The 20,557-nt window shown below is 64.3% G+C and carries 18 protein-coding genes and 2 tRNA genes; 5 read left to right on the top strand and 15 right to left on the bottom strand.

All coding sequences use genetic code 11. The annotated features are described in order from the left end of the window. Window positions 1-3: 3 nt before the first annotated feature. Together EV663_RS05285 and EV663_RS15950 are read right to left on the bottom strand one after the other, a co-directional pair. Window positions 4-1,836: an ABCB family ABC transporter ATP-binding protein/permease gene (locus EV663_RS05285; RefSeq protein ID WP_132950748.1), complete on the bottom strand. Its 1,833-nt coding sequence runs from the start codon at window positions 1,834-1,836 to the stop codon at window positions 4-6. A 65-nt stretch (window positions 1,837-1,901) separates the two neighbouring features. After that, the gene (locus EV663_RS15950) at window positions 1,902-3,254 is read right to left on the bottom strand and encodes a LysM peptidoglycan-binding domain-containing protein (RefSeq protein ID WP_165910135.1); all 1,353 of its coding nucleotides are present in this window, start codon (window positions 3,252-3,254) and stop codon (window positions 1,902-1,904) included. Here EV663_RS15950 and EV663_RS05275 point away from each other — a divergent pair. Further along, window positions 3,253-3,831, top strand: coding sequence for an LOG family protein (locus EV663_RS05275; protein WP_132950746.1), 579 nt, complete (start codon window positions 3,253-3,255; stop codon window positions 3,829-3,831). The genes EV663_RS15950 and EV663_RS05275 overlap by 2 nt on opposite strands. Here the strand turns inward: EV663_RS05275 and rarD are convergent. Beyond that, window positions 3,753-4,691, bottom strand: a complete 939-nt coding sequence (rarD, locus tag EV663_RS05270; protein ID WP_132950745.1) for an EamA family transporter RarD — start codon at window positions 4,689-4,691, stop codon at window positions 3,753-3,755. The two genes, EV663_RS05275 and rarD, sit on opposite strands and share 79 nt — an antisense overlap. 4 nt (window positions 4,692-4,695) lie before the next feature. After that, window positions 4,696-5,835, bottom strand: a complete 1,140-nt coding sequence (locus EV663_RS05265) for a pyridoxal phosphate-dependent aminotransferase (protein ID WP_132950744.1) — start codon at window positions 5,833-5,835, stop codon at window positions 4,696-4,698. Window positions 5,836-5,928: 93 nt separating this feature from the next. On the opposite strand from EV663_RS05265, the gene EV663_RS05260 reads away from it, so the two are divergent. The 3 genes from EV663_RS05260 (at window position 5,929) to EV663_RS05250 (ending at window position 8,815) form a co-directional block, all read left to right on the top strand. Then, window positions 5,929-7,245 carry a M48 family metalloprotease gene (locus EV663_RS05260; RefSeq protein ID WP_243697876.1) on the top strand — a complete coding sequence of 439 codons (1,317 nt, stop codon included), beginning with the start codon at window positions 5,929-5,931 and terminating at the stop codon, window positions 7,243-7,245. Then, window positions 7,242-7,979, top strand: coding sequence for a DsbA family protein (locus tag EV663_RS05255; protein ID WP_165910134.1), 738 nt, complete (start codon window positions 7,242-7,244; stop codon window positions 7,977-7,979). The genes EV663_RS05260 and EV663_RS05255 overlap by 4 nt, the downstream gene beginning before the upstream one ends. Window positions 7,980-8,068: 89 nt before the next feature. After that, window positions 8,069-8,815, top strand: coding sequence for a DsbA family protein (locus EV663_RS05250; protein ID WP_132950742.1), 747 nt, complete (start codon window positions 8,069-8,071; stop codon window positions 8,813-8,815). Window positions 8,816-8,879: 64 nt separating this feature from the next. On the opposite strand, the gene ispG is transcribed toward EV663_RS05250, so the two are convergent. The 3 genes from ispG to hemA form a co-directional block, all read right to left on the bottom strand. Beyond that, window positions 8,880-10,007, bottom strand: a complete 1,128-nt coding sequence (gene ispG, locus EV663_RS05245; RefSeq protein WP_132950741.1) for a flavodoxin-dependent (E)-4-hydroxy-3-methylbut-2-enyl-diphosphate synthase — start codon at window positions 10,005-10,007, stop codon at window positions 8,880-8,882. Between the two features lie 87 nt (window positions 10,008-10,094). Then, window positions 10,095-11,318, bottom strand: coding sequence for a helix-turn-helix domain-containing protein (locus tag EV663_RS05240; protein ID WP_132950740.1), 1,224 nt, complete (start codon window positions 11,316-11,318; stop codon window positions 10,095-10,097). Between the two features lie 118 nt (window positions 11,319-11,436). Continuing rightward, a complete protein-coding gene (gene hemA, locus EV663_RS05235; RefSeq protein ID WP_132950739.1) occupies window positions 11,437-12,660 on the bottom strand; it encodes a 5-aminolevulinate synthase in 1,224 nt (407 codons plus the stop codon). 489 nt (window positions 12,661-13,149) lie between these two features. On the opposite strand from hemA, the gene EV663_RS05230 reads away from it, so the two are divergent. After that, window positions 13,150-14,523, top strand: coding sequence for a M20/M25/M40 family metallo-hydrolase (locus tag EV663_RS05230; RefSeq protein WP_132950738.1), 1,374 nt, complete (start codon window positions 13,150-13,152; stop codon window positions 14,521-14,523). 19 nt (window positions 14,524-14,542) lie between these two features. On the opposite strand, the gene EV663_RS05225 is transcribed toward EV663_RS05230, so the two are convergent. The 8 genes from EV663_RS05225 to EV663_RS05190 all read right to left on the bottom strand — a co-directional run bounded on the left by EV663_RS05225 (window position 14,543) and on the right by EV663_RS05190 (window position 20,393). Next, entirely contained in the window at window positions 14,543-14,773 is a 231-nt protein-coding gene (locus EV663_RS05225) for an RND transporter (protein WP_132950737.1), read from the bottom strand. A gap of 26 nt (window positions 14,774-14,799) precedes the next feature. Further along, a tRNA-Asp gene (locus EV663_RS05220) sits at window positions 14,800-14,876 on the bottom strand. Between the two features lie 29 nt (window positions 14,877-14,905). Continuing rightward, window positions 14,906-14,982 (bottom strand) — tRNA-Asp (locus EV663_RS05215). A gap of 295 nt (window positions 14,983-15,277) precedes the next feature. Further along, window positions 15,278-16,189 (bottom strand): hydroxymethylglutaryl-CoA lyase, encoded by a 912-nt coding sequence (locus tag EV663_RS05210; RefSeq protein ID WP_243697875.1) that lies wholly within the window; start codon window positions 16,187-16,189, stop codon window positions 15,278-15,280. Between the two features lie 15 nt (window positions 16,190-16,204). After that, window positions 16,205-16,714 carry a TRAP transporter small permease gene (locus tag EV663_RS05205; RefSeq protein ID WP_207904399.1) on the bottom strand — a complete coding sequence of 170 codons (510 nt, stop codon included), beginning with the start codon at window positions 16,712-16,714 and terminating at the stop codon, window positions 16,205-16,207. Between the two features lie 15 nt (window positions 16,715-16,729). Further along, complete coding sequence (locus EV663_RS05200) at window positions 16,730-17,764, bottom strand: TRAP transporter substrate-binding protein (protein ID WP_132950736.1); 1,035 nt, start codon at window positions 17,762-17,764, stop codon at window positions 16,730-16,732. A 52-nt stretch (window positions 17,765-17,816) separates the two neighbouring features. Then, on the bottom strand, window positions 17,817-19,112 hold the full coding sequence (locus tag EV663_RS05195; RefSeq protein WP_132950735.1) for a TRAP transporter large permease: 1,296 nt from the start codon (window positions 19,110-19,112) through the stop codon (window positions 17,817-17,819). An 87-nt stretch (window positions 19,113-19,199) separates the two neighbouring features. Then, window positions 19,200-20,393, bottom strand: a complete 1,194-nt coding sequence (locus EV663_RS05190) for a CaiB/BaiF CoA transferase family protein (protein WP_132950734.1) — start codon at window positions 20,391-20,393, stop codon at window positions 19,200-19,202. Window positions 20,394-20,557: the final 164 nt, after the last annotated feature.

Here is a 20,557-nt window from a genome sequence, read left to right as displayed (position 1 = left end):
CACTTACGCCGCCGCGTCGTCCTCTTCGCCGGCCTGCTGTCGCGCCCACATCGTCGCGTAGCGCTCGCCGCGAGCGACCAGTGCCTCGTGGGTGCCGCGTTCGGCAACGCGGCCGGCTTCCAGCACCACGATCTCGTCGGCATCCACAATGGTCGACAGCCGGTGCGCAATGGCGATGACCGTGCGTCCCTCGCCCATCGCCTTGAGTTGCGCCTGAATGCCCGCCTCGGTCTCTGAATCGAGCGCAGAGGTCGCCTCGTCCAACAGCAGGATGGGCGGATTCTTTAGCAATGTGCGCGCTATCCCGACCCTTTGCTTTTCGCCGCCGGACAGCTTCAGCCCCCGTTCGCCCACCTGGGTCTCGTAACCCTGTGGCAGCGACGCAATGAAATCGTGTATCCTTGCAGCCTTTGCCGCCGCCTCGATCTCGGTCAGGCTTGCCTCTGGGCGACCATAGGCGATGTTGTAGCGGATCGTATCGTTGAACAATACCGTGTCCTGCGGCACCACCCCGATACGGGCGTGCAGGCTGTCCTGGGACACGTCGCGCACATCCTGATCGTCGATTGCCACCGCGCCCGCCGTGACGTCGTAGAACCGGAACAAAAGACGCCCGATCGTCGACTTGCCGGCCCCCGAAGGACCAACAATGGCCACCTTTCGGCCCGCTGGAACCATGAGCGTAACGCCGCGCAGAATTGGCCGGGCAGCGTCATAACCGAAATGAACATCGCGAAACTCGACCGTGCCGCCGCTGACGCGCAGGGCCGGCGCACCGGGCTTGTCTGTCACTTCTGCGGGCTGTTCCAGCAGGTCGAACATCTCTCCCATGTCCACCAAGCTTTGGCGAATTTCGCGGTAGACCGTGCCAAGAAAATTCAGCGGCATGGTGATCTGCACCATATAGGCGTTGACCATGACGAAATCGCCCACGGTCAGCTCGCCGGCCTGAACGCCCAGCGCCGCCATCACCATCACCGCGATCAACCCGCCGGTGATCAGCAGGGATTGCCCGAAATTCAGAAAAGCCAGCGACAGCGAGGTCTTGACCGCGGCCTCTTCATAGCCCTCCATCGCACGGTCGTATCGCTCGGCCTCGCGCGTCTCGGCTCCGAAATACTTGACCGTCTCGAAATTCAGCAGGCTGTCTATGGCCTTCTGGTTGGCGTCGGTATCCTGAGCGTTCATGCGGCGGCGGATCTGCACCCGCCACTCGGTCACCTTGAAGGTAAACTGAACGTATAGTGCAATGGTGACCACGACCACGGCCAGGTACCAAACATCGAAGACAAAAAAGAAAATAAGCGCGACCAGCGTCAGCTCGATCACCAGCGGGCCGACACTGAACAGCATGAAGCGCAAGAGGAACTCTACCCCCTTCACGCCACGCTCGATGATACGCGACAGGCCGCCGGTCTTGCGCGCGATGTGGTAGCGCAGGCTCAGGCGATGGATGTGGGTAAAGGTTTCCAGCGCCAGGCGGCGCAACGCCCGCTGTGCCACACGAGCAAAGAGCGCATCGCGCAATTGCTGGAAACCCACGTTCATCAGCCGCGCCATGCCATAGGCCACGGTCAGGCCAACCGCCCCCACGGCCATCATCATCGCGTCCGGCGCACCCTCGCCCGTCAGGCTGTCCACCGCCGCCTTGTAGAGAAAGGGGGTCAGAACCGAAACGATCTTGGCCAGGATCAACGCAGCCATCGCCAGCACCACGCGGCGCTTTACCCAGCCCTGCCCATCGGGCCAGAGATAGGGCAACACCTTGCGGATCGTTCGCATCCCCTGTGCGCGATCGAATTTCGACAAGTCGGCGGTGGTCGGTCTGGGAGGCATGGTATCACGTCGCTGCATGGGTGATGAACCACCCTAAAGCGCCACCGCGCAGAAGGCCAGCGGCCCTAATCGGGTAAGCTATCCTGCCCCTGCCGCGGCAGATCGAGAACCTGGCCGGGATAGATCAGGTCGGGGTCCTGAATCTGGTCGCGATTGGCGTTGAAGATCGCGATGTAATCGAAACCACGCCCATAGGCCCGGTCGGCAATTCCCCAAAGCGTATAGCCGGGCTGAACCGTGACCAGGCGCATCTCAGGGGTATGCGGCGCAGCCCGCGCCCCGGCCGCGCCCGAGCCTGCCGCCTCGCCGCCCGTTTCCGTGCTGCCCGCCATCTCGGCGCTCATGTCGGCCAACCGTTCCGCCCGTTCACGCAGAAAAGGCGTTTCGAACCGCGCGCCCACATGCCCGGCCTCGGCGATCTGGTCCACCCTGAGGGTATAAAGGCCCGGCGATATGCCGTTTAGCGAAAGACGCCAATGGCCCTGCGCATCGGCCTGCGCCCGCCCGATCGCGGTATTATCGAGATAAAGCCGAAAGCTCGCCCCAGCGTCCCCCCGCCCCGAGACATGCACCCTGCCCCCGGCGTCATAGGATATCGCGTCGATCATCACCACCTCGGACCCAGGAAGCAGCTCGCCCGCGGGGGGTTGTAACACCCGCACCCCCTCTGCCCCGGCCATGAGAACCGCCGGCGCAGCGGCAGGCGCGACGGGTGCGATCCCGGCCGTCGGCACGACCGGGGGCCGCGGAGCAAGATCGCCGGAAACCGGCGGCGCAGTCGTCGCAGTCGGCGCGGGATCCGCCTCGGTATCCTCGCTTGCCCTTGCCGGGGCGGGCGCAACCGGGGCGACAAGAACAGTCCCCTCCGAGACCACACGCACCCCGGCACCCGTTTCCATGATCAGCCGCAGCGGCAGGGGGGTATCGGCGGGCGCCAAGGTAAAGAACGCGGCGAAACGGCCATCCTGACCGGTCCGGGTTTGCGCGACCCGCTCGCCCGCCACCTCTATCCCGACAAGGCTGCCGGCAAGCGCCCGCCCGGCAACCAGCGCATCGCCCCCGGCCTCGACACGTACCACGTCGAACCTGGGCGGCACGGGACCCGGCGCTGTCTGCGGGGCTGGCTCTGATTCCGCGATTTCGGCAGCCGCGTCAGGCAAATGGTCATCTGTGCCGACGTCTTGGGACATACCAGGGGCCATGCCTTTGGGGTCGGGCACCCCAAGCCAGAGCGTGAACGCCACCAAACTCGTCCCCGCCAGCACCAGCGCCGCCAGCGCGCCGGTGCGCCACCCAACCGAATTCCGCCTCCCCGTCATGCCCTTGGCCCCCGGCATCCGCGCGATCCCGCGCGCTTGCGGGACCATAGCAACCTCGCTATCACGGGTCCAGATCGCCGCAACCCCAGAGGCCCCCATGACCGCGCGCATTCCTTCCGTCTGTGTATTTTGCGGGTCGCGTGACGGTCATCGCCCAGCCTATGGCACCGAGGCCGAGGCCCTGGGATACGCCATTGCTGGGGCAGGATGGCGGCTGGTCTATGGCGCGGGCGATGTCGGGCTGATGGGACGCGTGGCGCGCGCAGCCCAGACGGCAGGGGGGCAGACTTTCGGGGTTATCCCGATCCACCTGTTCGACCGCGAAGTGGGCAAGCGCGACCTGTCCACCTTTATCGTGACCGAGAACATGCACGAGCGCAAAAAGGTCATGTTCATGAATTCTGACGCGATCGTGGTCTTGCCGGGGGGCGCGGGGTCGCTGGACGAGTTTTTCGAGGTCTTGACCTGGCGGCAACTGGGGCTGCACGAAAAACCGATCCTGTTACTGAATACCGAAGGTTTCTGGGACCCGCTGACCGCCCTTATCGACCATTTCATCGCGGAAGGCTTTGCCGAGCCATCGCTGCGCGATTTCGTTCAGCGCGTTCCCGACGTACCCACGTTGATTACAGACCTGCGCGCGGCCCTGTCCTGCCGTAACGATTCCGCCGAGTAGAGCGCCAGCGCAGTCCAGATCAAGGCAAAGGCCAGCGCATGCCAGCCGGTAAAAGACTCGCGAAAAACCAACGTTGCAACAATGAATTGCAGGGTAGGATTAATGTATTGCACCAATCCGACCGTGGCATAGCTGACCCGTTTAGATGCGTAAGAGAACAAGATCAGGGGCGTTGCCGTAAGTGGCCCTGAAAACGCCAGCAGCAGGCTGTCGCCAAGATCTTGACCGAACGCCCCAAGGTTGCGGCCGGTCAGACCCTGCCATCCCAGACCATGCACCCCCCAGAGCCAGACCAGTGCGAGCGGCGCCAACAGCAGAACCTCGGCAGTCACGGACACGACCGGACCGGCGGGCACTCCGCGCTTGACCAGCCCGTAAAGCCCGAAGGTAAACGCCAGAACCAAAGAGACCCAGGGCGCAACTCCAAGCCCCCAGGTCAGCCCGGTTACCGCGGCAAAGGCCAGGCCGACAGCCAGCCATTTCGGCGCCGAATGCCGCTCTCCAAGAAATACAAACCCCAAAGCCACCGCCACCAGCGGAAAGATGTAATAGCCCAGGCTGGCCTGAACCGCCTGTCCCACCTGAACCGAGTAGATGAAGAAGAACCAGTTGGTCGAGATGGCCAGCGCCGCGACGAAAACCACCGCCAGCGCGCGTGGGCGAACCAGCAACCGGCCCAACTCGATCAGCCGCCCCTGCGCGGCCAGCACGAGCCCGAAAAAAACCAGCGACCAAAGCGTGCGATGGCTCAGCACCTCAAGCGGCGGCACATGCGCAACCAGCTTGTAATACATCGCCGACAGGCCCCAGATGACACAGGCCGCGGCCATGGCCAGGATGCCCTTCTGCGGCTCGCCCACGGTTTTAACGCGCTGCCATGAAACGGGCGAGCCGGTCCAGGCCCTCCTCGATATCCGATGTTGCCCGCGCATAGGAAAAGCGCAGCGTGCCATGCCCGCGCGCCGGATCGAAATCCAGCCCGGGCGTCACCGCGACCCCCGCCTTGTCAAGGATTTCGGCGGCGAATGCGCGGCTGTCATCGGTCAGGTCGGACACATCCGCGTAGACGTAGAACGCCCCATCGGGCGGCGCGATCTTTGTAAATCCCGCCTTGGGCAACCCCTCCATCATCAGGGCGCGGTTGCGGCGATAGATGACCATGTTTGCCTCCAACTCATCGGTAGCATCCATCGCGGCAAGCGCCACAACCTGGCTGGCATGAGGCGCACAGATGAACAGGTTCTGCACAAGCCGTTCGACCCGGCGGATATGATTCTCGGGCACCACCATCCAGCCCACGCGCCAGCCAGTCATCGAGAAATACTTGGAAAACGAGTTGATCACATAGGCCTCGTCGGTAATCTCGACCGCGCTGACCGCCTTTTTCTCGTATTCGACGCCGTGGTAAATCTCGTCAGAGATAAAGGCTGCGCCCTGCCCCCGCGCGGCCTCGATCAGGTCGACCAGCGCTGCACGATCCAGCATCGTGCCAGACGGGTTGGCCGGCGAGGCCACCAGCAAACCGTCCAGATCGGGGGGCAGATCAGAGGGCACGGGTTGCAGCCGGTTTTCAAGCGCGGTTTCGATCCTGACCGGCACAAGATCCAGCGCGGTGAGGATGGCCTTGTAAGAGGGATAACCGGGCATCCCGATCCCGACCCTCGCGCCCGTATCGAACAGCGAGGTAAAGGCCAGCGTGAAACCGCCCGAAGATCCCGGTGTGATCACCACCCGCTCGGGGTTCAGATCGACATCATACCACTCTCCGTATAGCCGCGCGATGCGCGCGCGCAACTCAGGCAGGCCAAGGCCCACAGTATAGCCCAGCGGCCCTTCCTCCATCGCGCGGGCCAGTGCTGCGCGCGCGGCGGCGGGTGCAGGCGTTCCGGGCTGACCGATCTCCATATGGATGATGCGCCGGCCCTCGGCCTCTGCCCGTGACGCGGCGGCCATGACGTCCATCACGATAAAGGGATCGACCTCTCCGCGGCTTGAAACCTTCATGCCCGCCTCCTTAGGGTATTTATCATGGAGGCTTTGTTCCAGCGCCGCGTGCCAAGGTCAATGGTCCCCGCTTCGCGCGCGGGGGCTTGGTTATTGCGTCTTGGACTGGGGGCCCTGCTGCTCGCGCTTGCGCTGGGTCCCGCCCGATCGCAAAGCCTGATCCGCGATGCCGAGATCGAACATGCGCTGCGTGAATTGACCCGCCCCATCGCAAACGCCGCCGGGATCAACACCGATACACTGGACATCCTGGTGATCAATGACAGCTCCATGAATGCCTTTGTCGTGGACGCCCAGACGGTGATGATCCATTCCGGCCTGATCCTGCGGCTCGACCGGGCCGAGGAATTGCAGGGCGTAATCGCGCATGAATTGGCCCATATCACCGGTGGCCACCTCACCCGCCGCATGGCCAACCTGCGGGGCGCACGCGGCGCCGCGGCAATGGGCCTGCTGATGTCCATGGCGATGGTTGCCGGCGGCAATGCCGAGGCAGGCGCGGGTCTAGCGATGGGGACCGCATCATCGGCGCAGCGAGTATTCTTTGGCCATACCCGCGCCGAGGAGTCATCGGCCGACCAGGCCGGCGTGCGGTTCATGGCGCATGCCGACGTGGACCCGCAGGGCATGGTCGATGTTCTGGACCGCTTTCGCGGGCAAGAGGCGCTTAATGTCGCACGCCAGGACCCCTATTTGCGCACCCACCCGCTGAGCGCCGAACGGATGCGAGCACTCAAGGGCTATGCCGCCGCCTATGGCGGGCGCGCCGCGCAGGATCCTCATGCGGCAGAGTGGTTTGCCCGCGCCAAGGGCAAGCTGGGCGCCTTCCTGCAAAACCCGCGCCACACCCTGCGCCAGGTGGATAAGGGGGATGGCTCGGACATCGCGCTGATGCGGCGGGCGGTGGCCTATCACAGGATGCCAGACACAGGCCGAGCGCTTGCCGAGATGAACAGACTTGAGACCAGACGCCCCAACGATCCCTATGTTCAGGAACTCAAGGGCCAGATCCTTTTGGAATCGCGCCAGTTCGCACCCGCCGCACAGGCGTATGGCCGCGCCGTGGGGCTGGCCCCGAAAGAACCGCTGATCCTGGCCGGACAGGGCCGTGCGCTTCTGGCGCTGGACACGCCCGCGGCCAACCGGCAAGCCCTCGACGTTCTCAAGCGGGCACGGGTCCGCGATCCTTATGACCCGCGAATGCTGCGCGACCTGGCACTGGCCTATGCACGGGCGGGCGATAACGGGATGGCCTCGGTCGCCACGGCAGAGCGTTACGCGCTCATGGGCCGGCTGGATACAGCCTCGGTTCACGCGAACCGCGCGTTGGGGCTTGTACCGCGCGGCGCACCGGGCTGGCTGCGGGCGCAAGACATCCTGGCCGCGGCCGAGCAGGCAAGGAAACGATGAGATACGTGCCCCTGTTGACAATCCTCGCGCTGGCCGCATCGCCCGTCCCCGCGCTTGAGCTGACACAGGCCGAACGCACCGCCTTTGGCGAGGCGGTGCGCACCTACCTGCTGACCCATCCCGAGGTGATCGGCGAGGCGATGCAAAGGGCCGAGGCCAGGCGGCAGGCCAACCATGCGGCCGGGGATATCGCCCTGCTGCAGGCCAATGCGCGGGCCTTGTTTCACGCCCCCGGCGACTGGAGCGGCGGCGCGGCAAAGGGCGATTTGACCCTTGTCAGTTTCATTGACTACCGCGACGCGGCCAGCGCACGCGCGCTTGAGGCCGCTCAGGCGCTGATCGCGAAGGACGGGGCCTTGCGCTGGGTGATCAAGCAGGCCCCCGCCCCCGGCAACACCGAGGCAGAGCGCGCCGCCCGCTTTGCCCTTGCGGTGCTGTGGGTGGCGGGCGGCGAGGTCTATCGGCAGGCACAGGCCGCCCTTTTCGCCGCGCCCGACGCAAGCCCGGCAACCCTGTCCGCAATCGCCCTGGATCTGGGCCTCTCACCCGAGCGGATTGCCGCACAAATGGCCGACCCACGAATCGACGCGCATATCGACGCCACCCGCGCCCTAGCCGATAGGCTCGAACTCGGACCCGCCCCGGCGCAGGTGCTGGACCGCGCCATGGTGCGCGGCGACGTGCCCGCGGTGGCGCTGGCCCGTATCGTTGACGCCCTACGCCGCCAGAATTGACCGACCCTGTTCCATTTCGTCATTGGCCCGACGCGCGCGATGTGGTGGAAAGTGACACAAGCGATCCCGCCCAAAGACGGAGAGATACGATGTTTCGCCCCCTTGCTGCCACGCTGAGCGCAATTGCCCTTGCCGTCCCGGCCCACGCCGTTGACCTGACCGACATGAACAGCGCAGAACGCGAAGCCTTCGGCGCCGAGGTGCGGGCATACCTGCTGGAAAATCCCGAAGTCCTGATGGAGGCCATCGGCGTTCTGGAACAACGCCAGGCCGAGGCACAGGCGGCCAATGACGGCACGCTGATCGCGGCGAACGCGAACGATTTGTTCAACGACACCATGTCCTGGGTGGGCGGCAATTCCGAGGGCGACGTGACGCTGGTCGAATTCGTCGACTACCGCTGCACCTATTGCCGCAAGGCGCATGAGGATGTTGCCGCGCTGATCGAGACGGACAGGAACATCAGGTTCATTGTAAAGGAATTCCCGATCCTGGGTGATCAATCGGTGATCTCGTCACGCTTCGCCATCGCGACGTTGCAGGTGGCCGGAGACGCGGCCTACAAACAGGTGAGCGATGCGCTGATCGCTTTTCGCGGGGCCGTGACGTCTGAAAGCCTGAAACGGCTGGCCGAGGACCTGGATCTCGACGCCGCCGCGATCATGGCGCGGATGGATGCGCCCGAAGTAAACAACGTGATCGCCGCGAACCGGGCCCTGGCCCAACGCTTGCAGATCACGGGAACGCCGACCTTCGTTCTGGAGGACGAGATGCTGCGTGGCTATGTGCCGCTTGAGGCGATGCGCCAACTCGTCGCCGAACTCCGCGCAGACTGATCGACGCGTCACCCGCATATTCCCGAACTCTTCGCGCCCCGCCCGCCTTGGCCGGGGCGCGTTTTCATTCGGCGGCCTGGGCCTCGGCTGCGGCCTCGATCTCGGCGGCCTTGCGTTCAACCTGCTCGACGATATGGTCGATCATTTTCTCGTTCGAGATGCGATGGTCCTGCTTGCCGGCCAGATAGACCATTCCGTTGCCATTGCCGCCGCCGGTGAACCCGACATCGGTCATCAGCGCCTCACCGGGGCCGTTGACCACGCAACCGATGATCGAAAGGCTCATCGGGGTTTTTATGTGTTCCAGCCGTTTTTCAAGCGCCTCGACCGTCTTGATCACGTCAAATCCCTGCCGCGCACAGGAGGGGCAGGAAATGATGTTGACGCCGCGATGGCGCAAGCCAAGCGATTTCAGGATCTCGTAACCGACCTTGACCTCCTCGACCGGATCGGCCGAAAGTGACACGCGGATCGTGTCGCCGATCCCCGCCCAAAGCAGGTTCCCCAGGCCGACGGCGGATTTGATCGTCCCGGCAACGAACCCACCCGCCTCGGTGATACCCAGGTGCAGCGGCGCATCGGTGGCCTCGGCGATGCCCTGGTAGGCGGCAGCGGCGAGGAAGACGTCGGATGCCTTGACGCTGATCTTGAACTCGAAGAAATCGTTGTCCTCGAGAATGCGGATATGTTCCAGCGCGCTTTCGACCATCGCCTCGGGGCACGGCTCGCCGTATTTGTCCAGCAGGTGCTTTTCCAACGAGCCCGCATTAACCCCGATACGCATCGAACAGCCGTGGTCGCGCGCGGCCTTGATGACCTCGCGCACGCGCTTTTCATCACCAATATTGCCTGGATTGATCCGCAGGCAGGCGGCGCCTGCCTCGGCGGCCTCGATCCCGCGGCGATAGTGGAAATGGATGTCGGCAATGATCGGCACCGGGCTTTCGGCGACGATTTCCTTGAGCGCACGCGACGAATCCTCGTCGGGCACCGATACGCGCACGATGTCCGCGCCCGCCTCGGCCGCTCGCAGGATTTGTTCGATCGTGCCCTTGATATCGGTGGTGACCGTATTGGTCATGGTCTGCACCGAGATCGGCGCATCACCGCCGACGGCCACCGGGCCGACATGGATCTGACGGGATTTGCGACGTTCGATATTGCGCCACGGGCGCACGTGGTTCAGCGACATGGGGGCCACCTGTTCGGCGTGAGAATGCGTGCCCCATGGATAGAGGATTACCGTTCCTTCTGCAATGTGCGGCCTGTCGCGCCCGCGCTATCTCGCGGGGGACTCTCCTGCCTGGGCCAGCGCCACGGCCAGGTCGGGATCGGCGGTGATATCGGCGACCTGATAGCCGCCGGTCACCGCCTCGGGAGAGAGCGCGATATTCTTGGCCACGCGTCCCTTGGGGTCGACCGGCCCATAAGTCTGTCCGGCGATTGCAAAATAGACAGAGGCCGAGTTGCCCGCCCGCAGGCGCGGCGGTTCTTCCGTGTCGGGAAGGACATAGCGTTCGCCTGCGTCCAGGATCTTTTCGAAGATGACCGAACCATCCGCCCCGGTTATCCGCACCCAGGCCGGGCGCACCGCGAGGATCGCCAGTTCGGGCGTTTCATTCGCGGCCACGACCTGAACCATCTGGGTCGACGCCACCGCCATGGCTGGCATATCCACGCCAGTCTCTGCGGCGGCAATCTCAACCGGGGGCTGGGCCGGGGTTGCGCGGGCGATGCCTCGCTCGGGGGCCAGCACGCCGATTTCCCCCGGATCCAGCGTAGCGATCGGCGCATCGCGCGCCACCAGAACGGGACGATCCAGGACCTGCGGCCGGTACAGACGATCCAGCGCCTCGGTCGTAGGCGGCATGCCGGGGCCAGAGGCGGACGCATCGTCCCTCGCCGCACCCGGAAGTGGCCCCACGTCAGCCAACAGACCGGGCTGTTGGTCCAGAGGCGCAACCTTTACCTTCTGGATCTGCTGTAGCACCGACCAGCCGCCGAACCCGAGCACCGCCATCAGCGCGACCAGCACAAGGCTGGACCCGATCGCCCCCGGTTCGATGCGCGACAGGAAAGCCTCGCCGCGGGGCACGAAGATCGCATTCGGATCGGCCAGCGGATCGCGTTTTTCCGTGACCTTGTTGCGCACGGGCGCCCTGACCGCGGAAGCGGCCTCCATGCCATGCACGGTCTCGAACCGGGCCTCTTCGCGAAAGCGGCGATAGGCCCATTCGGGATCAAGCGCGAGGTAGCGTGCGTAAGAGCGGACATAGCCAGCGATGAAACCGGGCGTCTCGAACGCGGTGGGATCGGAATTCTCGATTGCGGCAATATAGGTTGCGCGGATTTTCAACTCGCGCTGCACGTCCAACAAGGACTTGCCCAGCGTGGCACGCTCTCCGCGCATGATATCGCCGAGCTTGAGTTCGAACGCATCGAACCCCTTGGGAGTGTCTTGGATGCCCTCAGCCGCATGTCGCGGCTGCCTGCGCCTGATCATCAAAACCGCCCCGTGCCTGTTATCCTGCCCCCAGATCGGGTGGCGACCCGACAGAATCGCCACCCTACTGGCTAGACGCTAGCACAAGCACCGCCGGGCATGCACCCGGAACGCGCGGTCAGGCGGTCAGTTCGGCACGATTCAGCGCACAATGCGACCAGAGCTCGTCCATCGCGCGGATTAGGTGATCCATCTGCTCGGGCGTATGCACCGGCGACGGCGTAAAGCGCAAACGCTCGGTACCGCGCGGCACGGTCGGGAAGTTGATCGGCTGCACGTAGATGCCATATCCTTCCAGCAGCATGTCCGAGATACGCTTGGTATGGACCGGGTCGCCGACAATCAGCGGCACGATATGGCTGCCGTGATCGATGCAGGGCATGCCCAGCCCCTTGAACCGCGCCTTCATGACACGGGCACGGTCCTGATGTTTCTCGCGCAGCGCATTGTCGGTCTTGAGGTGGCGGACCGAGGCCGCCGCACCCGCCGCAACCGCCGGCGGCAGCGAGGTCGAAAAGATAAAGCCCGGCGCATAAGACCGCACGGCGTCGCACATTTTTGCCGACGACGCGATATAGCCGCCGAATACGCCATAGGCCTTGGCCAGCGTGCCGTTGATGATGTCGATGCGGTGCATCAGGTTGTCGCGCTCACAGACACCGGCGCCGCGGGGGCCGTACATGCCAACGGCGTGTACCTCGTCGATATAGGTCAGCGCGCCGAACTCGTCGGCCAGGTCGCAGATTTCCTCGATCGGGCCGAAATCGCCGTCCATCGAGTAGACGGATTCGAAAGCGATCACGATCGGACGGCCCTTTTCGATCTTCTCAAGGATCTCGCGCAGATGGGCGACGTCGTTGTGACGGAAGATGTGCTTTTCACAGCGGCCGCGGCGGATGCCCTGGATCATCGAGGCGTGGTTCAGTTCATCCGACACGATGACCAGGTTGGGGAACAGAACAGGCAGCGTCGACAGGGTCGCGTCATTGGCGTTGTAGGCCGAGGTAAAAATCAGGCCGGCCTCTTTCTGGTGCAGATCCGCGATCTCGGCTTCCAGCGCCTTGTGATAGACCGTGGTGCCCGAGATGTTGCGCGTGCCGCCCGACCCGGCACCCGTTGCCAACATCGCATCCTGCATCGCCTCCAGCACAACGGGGTGCTGGCCCATGCCGAGGTAGTCGTTCCCGCACCAGACGGTGATATCCTGCTTTTCCCCATCCGGGCGGCTCCAGACAGCCTCGGGGAACTGTCCCTTGCGCCGTTCGATATCGATGAAAGTGCGGTAACGGCCTTCCTCGTGAAGCTTGCCGATGGCGGTGTCCAGTGCAGCGGTATAGTCCACCAGGTCTCTCCTTAGTTCCGGGCCTTTCGGCCGATACCTCCCCGACCTACCCCGTTTTTTCGAGCAGGCCGGCCGGGGTTTTCCCCATTTATCCCGGCAATCCGGCGCCGGTCTTGCACCCTGGCACTGCGCCCCTTTTTTCGAGCCGCTGGCCATTGAATGCTCTTCGTTCCCGCCCCATTTGATATTTCAAAAAAGCGGCCCGTCGAAGCGTCTTGTCGCGGCAATTGCCCATTTTATGTGCTCTTTCCCGGTCTCCGGCGGCGACTGCGTTCCTATAGGAAACATCTGTTTCCATCGTGGTCCTGCGCCGCTGAAGACTCGAAAAGACAGCCGTAAACCGACCGGGTCGCGCGTCTCGACATCGACAGATAAGCACCCGGCGCAACGTCATCGCCTTGATTTCGGTCAAGTTCCGTTCTCCCGCACCTCTGGACAGGGCCTGCATGGCTGTTAGGCTCCGCTCACACCCCGACCGGAGAATACCCAATGCCCCTCGATGCCGTGCTGTCCCGAATCGATGCCGATCTGCCGCAGGCGACCGAACGCCTGATGGCGCTGCTGCGAATCGCCTCGATTTCCACTGATCCCGCCCATGCCGACGACTGCGCCCGTGCCGCCGATTGGCTTGCGCGGGATCTGCGCAGCATGGGCCTTGATGCCGCAACCCGTGCAACGGCCGGGCATCCGATGGTCGTGGGCAAGGGGGGCGATGCGGGGCCCAACCTGCTGTTTTACGGGCATTACGACGTGCAGCCGGTGGACCCGCTGGATTTGTGGGCACGCGATCCCTTTGATCCGGCAATCGAGGATACGTCCAAGGGGCGCGTGATCCGCGCTCGTGGGGCCAGCGACGACAAGGGGCAGTTGATGACCTTTGTCGAGGCTTGCCGCGCATGGCTGGCGGTCCACGGCACCCTGCCCGCCCGGATCACGATGTTTTTCGAGGGCGAAGAGGAATCGGGCTCGCCCTCGCTGGTGCCTTTCCTCGAACAGAATCGGGCCGAGCTGCGCGCCGATATCGCGCTGATCTGCGACACCGGCCTTTTCGGCGAGGACCGCCCCGCCATCGTGACGATGCTGCGCGGACTTCTGGGCGAAGAGGTCACGATCACGGGCCCATCAAAGGATTTGCACTCGGGCATGTATGGCGGCCCTGCGATGAACCCGATCCGGGTTCTGACGAATGTGATCGCGGCACTGCATGACGAGACCGGCCGAGTGACGGTTCCCGGCTTTTACGACGGTGTGCCCGAGTTGCCCGAAACCGTGGCGCAGCAGTGGCACGACCTGAACTTCGATGCGGGGCAATTCCTGGGCGAGGTCGGGCTGTCCACCCCGGCCGGGGAGACCGACCGCACGGCGCTGGAAATGATCTGGTCGCGCCCCACCTGCGAAGTCAACGGCATCCAGGGTGGATATACGGGGGCTGGGTTCAAGACGGTGCTGCCCTCGAAGGCGTCAGCCAAGATCAGTTTCCGCCTTGTCGGCGACCAGGACCCGCTGGAGATCCGACGCTCGTTCCGAAAGATGGTGCGCGATATGCTGCCGCCCGATTGCACGGCGGACTTTGCCGAGCATGGCGCGTCCCGCGCGGCACGGATGTCGATCGACGATCCCGCCTTCGAAAAGGCGCGCGCCGCGCTCTCCGCCGAATGGCCGAAACCCGCGGCTTTCGTGGGCTGCGGCGGCTCGATCCCCGTGGCAGGCCATTTCAAGCAGATCCTCGGGATGGAATCGATGTTGATCGGATTCGGCAAGGATGACGACGCGATCCATTCGCCGAACGAAAAATACGATCTCTCCAGCTTTCACCGCGGAATTCGCAGTTGGGCCCGAATCCTTGCTGCGCTGTCGGCCTGAACGCCAGCCCGCGCCGCGCTCAGCGGCGCGACGCAAGGAAGGCCAAGCGCCCCAGCTTGGCCAGCAATACCAGCCACGGAGTACCGTGCAGGCACAGGTCAAGGATGTCTATTCCCCGGCGCAGATCGCCCGATGCCAACATCCGGAGTTTTTGCCATACATGTGGTTCGGGTGCGAACGGGGCCAGCCCGACACTCAGCACCGCCAAGAGGACCAGCCAAAGCGGCATCTCGTCAACGATGCGCAACATTCCACACCCTGACTTTGGAAAAGGAGTGGCGCGGTTGACGGGGCTCGAACCCGCGACCCCCGGCGTGACAGGCCGGTACTCTAACCAACTGAGCTACAACCGCGCATGACGCAGGACGAAACAGGCAGGCGATGGCGCGGTTGACGGGGCTCGAACCCGCGACCCCCGGCGTGACAGGCCGGTACTCTAACCAACTGAGCTACAACCGCAGCGCCTGCCGGGTCTGCCCGGCGTGAGGTGCCTTTTAGGCCCCGGTTCCGACGGCGTCAAGCGCCCTCTCACACGAATTTTCAAGTGTTTTCCCACCCGCCGACCATCGTACGGCGCGCCACGCCCACGCGGCCACCATCGGCGCCCTCGCGCGCAGAATTGGCAGGCTGTCGCGCGCAGGTCAGTGGCGCGCCCCCCCACGGAACACACCGTTGACGCAAAGCTGGAGCGCACATGCAAGGCGGACCACAGGGATCGCAGGGCAGAACAGACAGGCGATGCACGTGCCTCGGTTCACCCGAACGCGGCGCGATCACGCGGTACGATCCGCAGATGGCCGCCGGTCACACCGCCGGGCAGATTCGCGATACGGTCAGCAACCGCCAGCAGCGCGCGCAGGTCGATACCTGTGTCATGCCCCCCCTCGTTGAAGGCAAAGACCAGATCTTCGGTCGCGGTGTTCCCGGTTGCGCCAGGCGCAAACGGACAGCCGCCCAGCCCCGCCGCCGCGGTATCGAACACACACACACCCGCGCCCCAGGCCGCAAGTGCATTTGCCACGCCCTGTCCATAGGTATCATGGCCATGAAAGGCCCATCCATTCGCCGCGGTCTCAGGCAGGGCCATGGCGGCGCGGAACCGTTCACCCACGACAAACGGATTGGCCCGGCCGGTCGTGTCGCACAGCGCTATCTCTGCCCCGGGCACCAGGACGGCCACGCGGCGTACCGCCTCGATCACCGCCGCCTGGGGAACCGTGCCTTCGAACGGGCAGTCAAACGCGGTCGCGACGGCAACCCTCAGCCGCGCCTCACCCGGCAGCGCGGCCGCAACCTGCGCCAGCCCCTCCAGCGATTGGTCCACGCCTTGGCGCACGTTGTTGCGGTTATGTGCCTCTGACACGGAAAAGACGTAGACAAGTTCATCGATACCGGCGGCCAGCGCATTCTCGGCGCCGCGCACATTGGGCACCAGCGCCGACAGTCGCGCGGGCGTCCCCCGGACCGCAGCCGCGATCTCGGCCATGTCGGCCATCTGCGGCACGGCCCTGGGGCTGACGAAACTGCCGATCTCGACCCGCGGACAGCCCGCCGCGATCAGATCGAGGATGATGGCGATCTTTTCATCGGTCGCGATCGGGGCAGCAATCGACTGAAAGCCGTCCCGCGGCGCCACTTCGCAGATGATGGGGCGCATGTCTTTCATGGGATATCCCTCGTGTCAGATGTTCTGAATTTCGTCCCGCTCGCCACGCCGGTCAGGCCAGAACGCCGCATCGAGCGCATCAAGCAGGAATTGAACCGCCAGCATCCCGAAACCGACCGGCAACAATCCGTAGGGCAGAACCATGGGCGTGCCGAAACCTGACGAGACCCTCTCGCCATACTCCCACGCCTGCCAGGCCAACAGAAAGCCGCGCCATGCCATGATGGCGCAGAACAGCGCGCCGATCAGACCGATCAGCGCGCGTATGACCCGCCGCCCCCCCGCCCCGGCCATGTCCGAGAAAAAGGTGATGCGGATATGACTATCGCTACGCTGGGCATCCGCTGCCGTGAGAAGGGCAACGAAAATGATCAGGAAGGTATTGATTTCGAGCGACCACGAGGTGGGTGCCGTGAAGACGTAACGCATGATCGCGTCATAGCAGATGGTCACCACCATGAAGGCCAGCACAAGCTGCCCCAGGACCCGAAGGCCCCGCCCCACGCCTTGGAAAACCTGTCTCACGGCACCCCTCCGATCTTACGACGCGTCGCCCAGCGCCAGCGCGATCGCGCGTTCGCCGATCTCGGTGCCGACCTCGTTGATCCATGCCGTGCGCACCTCGGACGCGGCGGCATCCAGCGCAGCCAAGTCATCTGCGGACGGCTCGATCACCTCGATCCCCTCGGCCGCGATCATCGGCCAGAATTCGTCGGGGTAAATCGTGTTGTTGGAATAGGCCGCGCCGTTTTCGTCGAACCAGGCCGCCGCCTCGTCAAAGGCCGCCTTTTCATCAGTGCCAAGGCCGTCCCACCGCTTGGTGGTCAGGAAGAGGCCGATGCCGAACCCGGTCATCGGCAACTTGTAGACAAAGTCGATCTGTTCTTGCAACGAACGGCCGATGATGGTCGAGATGTTGGCCACTGCCGCGTCCACCGTGTTGCGCTGCAACGCAAGATACAGTTCCGAGGAAGGCACGCGCACCGAGGCACCGCCAAAGTCCTCGATCACCTTGGTCGCCTCGAAGCTGACCACGCGCACCTTCTTGCCCGAGATTTCCGCAATCGAGTGGATCGGGGCCGCCTGGGTCGACCAGATATATTCCGGCTCAAGGATGTTGCCCATCATCGAGGCCATGTAGAGACCTTCCTTCGCCAGTTCCGCGTTGATCAGGTCAAACAGCGGGCTGCCCTTGGCGATCCGCCCAGGATTCTCGTAGAGCGCCTCGACGATGCCGGGCAGGCCGGTGATGCCAAGGATCGGCACCGAGCGGGTGATGTAGCTGGAGGTGTGGAACATGAAGTCGATGGTGCCCGCGCGCAGGGCGGGCAACTGCTCGTCGGCCTTCAACAGCTTGCCGCTGTCGTAATAGTCGACTGCCACCGCATCGCTGGCATTCAGCCGCTCGACGAACCCGGCCGAACCGTAGGACAGCGCCTTGTAGCTCGGCGGCAGGTAGCTGACGCCGGTCAGCGTGGTCTCGGCACGGGCGGGACCGGCGCCAAGGCCAAGCAGGGCGGTGCCGCCGGCCATGGCCGCGCCGGTTTGCAGAAAGTGTCTGCGGGTCTGTGTCATGTGTTTGTCCTCCAAGGATATGACGGTTGTCTTTCTTGTTATTGGGGGCAAGTCACAACAGGCCAGGCAGCCACAAGCTTAGCCCCGGGAACAGCACGAAGATCATCAGAACGAAGAACTGCACGAAGATGAACGGCACCACCGAGCGGATGATCTCTTCGACGCTCAGCATCGGGCAGACGCCGCGCAGGGCATACAGGTTCAACCCGACCGGCGGTGTCACGACCGCGATTTCTAGGTTCATAACCAGGATGATGCCGAACCACAGCGGATCGTAGCCCATCGTCGTGATCAGCGGCAACAGGATCGGCGTGGTCACCACGATCAGCGACACCGCATCCACCAGCATACCCAGAAGCACAAGCGCCAGCATCAGGATCAGCAGTATCGCCCAGTCCGGCAGGGCCGTCTGGGTCAGCGTCTCGGTGACGATTTCGGGCACGCGGACAAGATTCAGATAGTCGCCGAAGATCTTGGCACAGCCGATGATCAGCAGGATCGCGCCGGAAATCTTAACCGAACTGGCCAGCACCTCCATCGTCTTGCGCCAGGTCAGCACACGAAAAACGGCCGCGGCCAGAACAAAGGCCCCCGCCGCCCCGAACGCCGCGGCCTCGGATGGTGTAGCGACGCCGCTATAGATCGCACCCAGCACGATGAAAACCAGCAGCAGCGCATGCCAGATGCCGCCCAGCGCCCGCATCCGTTCGCCCAAGGGCGGCATGGGGCCTGTTTCGCGCGGCGCCTCGGCCGGATTAAGCGACACGCGGATATATATGTAGACGGCCAGCGCCAGCGCCAGCAACAGGCCAGGCAGAATGCCCCCGATGAATAACGCGCCGACGCTGACGCCCGAGACCGCGCCATAGATGATGAATGGCACCGAGGGCGGGATCAGCATGGCCAGCGCCCCGGACGATGCCACCGACCCCGCCGCAAGCCCGCGTGAATAGCCACGCTCCAGCATCTGGGGCACCGCGATCGAGCCAACGGCCGCCACACCTGCCACCGACACGCCAGAAACCGCGCCAAAGACGGCCGAGGCCCCGACGGTGGAAATCGCCAGCCCGCCGCGCAGCCATTGCAGCCACAGCGCGGCGGCACGGAACAGGTTCTGCCCCACCGGCGTGGCCCCCAGCAGGTTGCCCATCAGGATGAACAGCGGCAGGGCAATCAATTCGAACGAGTTGAGTTGTCCGAAGAAAGATGTCGGCGCAAAGAAAAAGGCCAGCGGCCCCCGCGCCATCCACAGCCCCAGCAGACCGCTGGCCCCCAGCGCCAGAAAGATCGGTGCACCGATGCCGATAAGGCCGACCAGGACGATGACAACAATGACAGGCTCGATCATCTGCGCCCGCGCCACTCGTTGGGGATGTGCATGTCTGTCCTCCCTTTGGTTGGCCGCGGCGGGTCTTGTCGCCCGCGCTGTGCCCTGTCAGATGATGCCGGCGTCCCTCAGCATCGCGATCCTGTCATCGGTATAGCCCAGCAGGTCGCGCAGGATCGTTTCAGTCGCCTCGCCCAGTTCCGGGCCCAGCGCCCGGACGGCACCCGGACTTTCGGACAGGCGCGGAAAGACGTTCTGCATCGCCAGTGTCTTGCCGCTTTTCGGGTCTTCCACCCGCACGATGCTCTCGCGCGCGGCGAAATGGGGATCTGCCATCATTTCGCGCGCGGTATAAGCCAACCCGACCGGCACGCCGGCCGCGGCCAGCGCAGAGATCATCTCGTCGGCCGGATGCTGGCTGGTCCAGTCGGCGATGCGTGCATCCAGTTCCTCGGCATGTTCGCCGCGGGCGCGATGGGTGGCATAACGTGGGTCGTCAGCCATTTCGGGGGTGCCCATCACCTCGCACAGGCGACGGAACACGTTGTCTTGGTTGGCGCCGATGATCATCTCGCGCCCGTCACCGGTGGGATAGGCATTCGAGGGGGCGATACCGGGCAGCGTTGATCCGTGCCGTTCGCGGATATGGCCGCCTGCGTCGTATTCGGCGATCAGCGCCTCGGTCAGGCCCAGAACACTTTCGTAGATCGAGCTGTCTACAACCTGGCCGCGCCCCGTGGTGTGCCGCCGCTGAAGTGCCAGCAAAACGCCCATCGCGGCATTCATCCCTGCCATGGTGTCGCCCAGCGACAGGCCAACCCGCACCGGCGGGCGGTCAGGATAGCCGCTGAGATAGCGCAATCCCCCCATCGCCTCGCAGACCGAGGCAAAGCCCGCCCGATCCGCATAGGGCCCGTCCTGCCCGAACCCAGAGACCCGCGCCATGACCAGCCGCGGGTTGATCTCGGACAGAACGTCATAGCCCAGACCCCAGCGTTCCATCGTGCCGGGCCGGAAATTCTCGATCAGCACATCGGCCGTGGCAACAAGGTCGCGCAGCACCTGCTGGCCTTCGGGGGTGCGCAGATCCAGCGTGAGTGACCGCTTGCCGCGCGCGATCACCGACCACCAGACCGGCGCGCCATCCTCGCCGGAGCGGCCCCATTGCCGCATCGGATCGCCCCCCTTTGGCGGCTCTACCTTGATCACCTCGGCGCCGAAATCGGCCAGCACCTGGCCGCAGAACGGACCAGCGATCAACTGTCCAAGCTCTATGATGCGAAGAGAATTCAGCGGACCCATGATATCATACCTTTCAAACTTTCTCTTGCCTCGTGCAGGCAGGTTCGGCTCCGATCCCTGCCGGCACTCCCCGCGCGATCCGCGGCTCGCAGGCCGAAGGGCGCCCTGTCAGGAGGCTGTGATCGGAACCGGACCGAGGGAGATGGAATGCGTGATGCGCCATG

This window comes from Rhodovulum bhavnagarense, from assembly GCF_004343505.1.
Lineage (GTDB): Bacteria > Pseudomonadota > Alphaproteobacteria > Rhodobacterales > Rhodobacteraceae > Rhodovulum > Rhodovulum bhavnagarense.
The sequence above is the reverse complement of the archived record's forward strand: the minus strand, read 5'-3'. Positions and strand labels throughout refer to the sequence as shown.

Excerpts from the sequence above, each read along its gene's own strand:
- EV663_RS05210 (WP_243697875.1), bottom strand. The coding sequence starts at position 16,189 with ATGAAAGACATGCGCCCCATCATCTGCGAAGTGGCGCCGCGGGACGGC.
- EV663_RS05265 (WP_132950744.1), bottom strand. The coding sequence starts at position 5,835 with ATGAAGGTTTCAAGCCGCGGAGAGGTCGATCCCTTTATCGTGATGGAC.
- EV663_RS05255 (WP_165910134.1), top strand. The coding sequence starts at position 7,242 with ATGAGATACGTGCCCCTGTTGACAATCCTCGCGCTGGCCGCATCGCCC.
- EV663_RS05250 (WP_132950742.1), top strand. The coding sequence starts at position 8,069 with ATGTTTCGCCCCCTTGCTGCCACGCTGAGCGCAATTGCCCTTGCCGTC.
- EV663_RS05190 (WP_132950734.1), bottom strand. The coding sequence starts at position 20,393 with ATGGGTCCGCTGAATTCTCTTCGCATCATAGAGCTTGGACAGTTGATC.
- EV663_RS15950 (WP_165910135.1), bottom strand. The coding sequence starts at position 3,254 with ATGGGGGCCTCTGGGGTTGCGGCGATCTGGACCCGTGATAGCGAGGTT.
- EV663_RS05285 (WP_132950748.1), bottom strand. The coding sequence starts at position 1,836 with ATGCCTCCCAGACCGACCACCGCCGACTTGTCGAAATTCGATCGCGCA.
- EV663_RS05225 (WP_132950737.1), bottom strand. The coding sequence starts at position 14,773 with ATGTTGCGCATCGTTGACGAGATGCCGCTTTGGCTGGTCCTCTTGGCG.
- EV663_RS05230 (WP_132950738.1), top strand. The coding sequence starts at position 13,150 with ATGCCCCTCGATGCCGTGCTGTCCCGAATCGATGCCGATCTGCCGCAG.
- EV663_RS05240 (WP_132950740.1), bottom strand. The coding sequence starts at position 11,318 with ATGATCAGGCGCAGGCAGCCGCGACATGCGGCTGAGGGCATCCAAGAC.
- ispG (WP_132950741.1), bottom strand. The coding sequence starts at position 10,007 with ATGTCGCTGAACCACGTGCGCCCGTGGCGCAATATCGAACGTCGCAAA.
- EV663_RS05195 (WP_132950735.1), bottom strand. The coding sequence starts at position 19,112 with ATGATCGAGCCTGTCATTGTTGTCATCGTCCTGGTCGGCCTTATCGGC.
- EV663_RS05200 (WP_132950736.1), bottom strand. The coding sequence starts at position 17,764 with ATGACACAGACCCGCAGACACTTTCTGCAAACCGGCGCGGCCATGGCC.
- EV663_RS05275 (WP_132950746.1), top strand. The coding sequence starts at position 3,253 with ATGACCGCGCGCATTCCTTCCGTCTGTGTATTTTGCGGGTCGCGTGAC.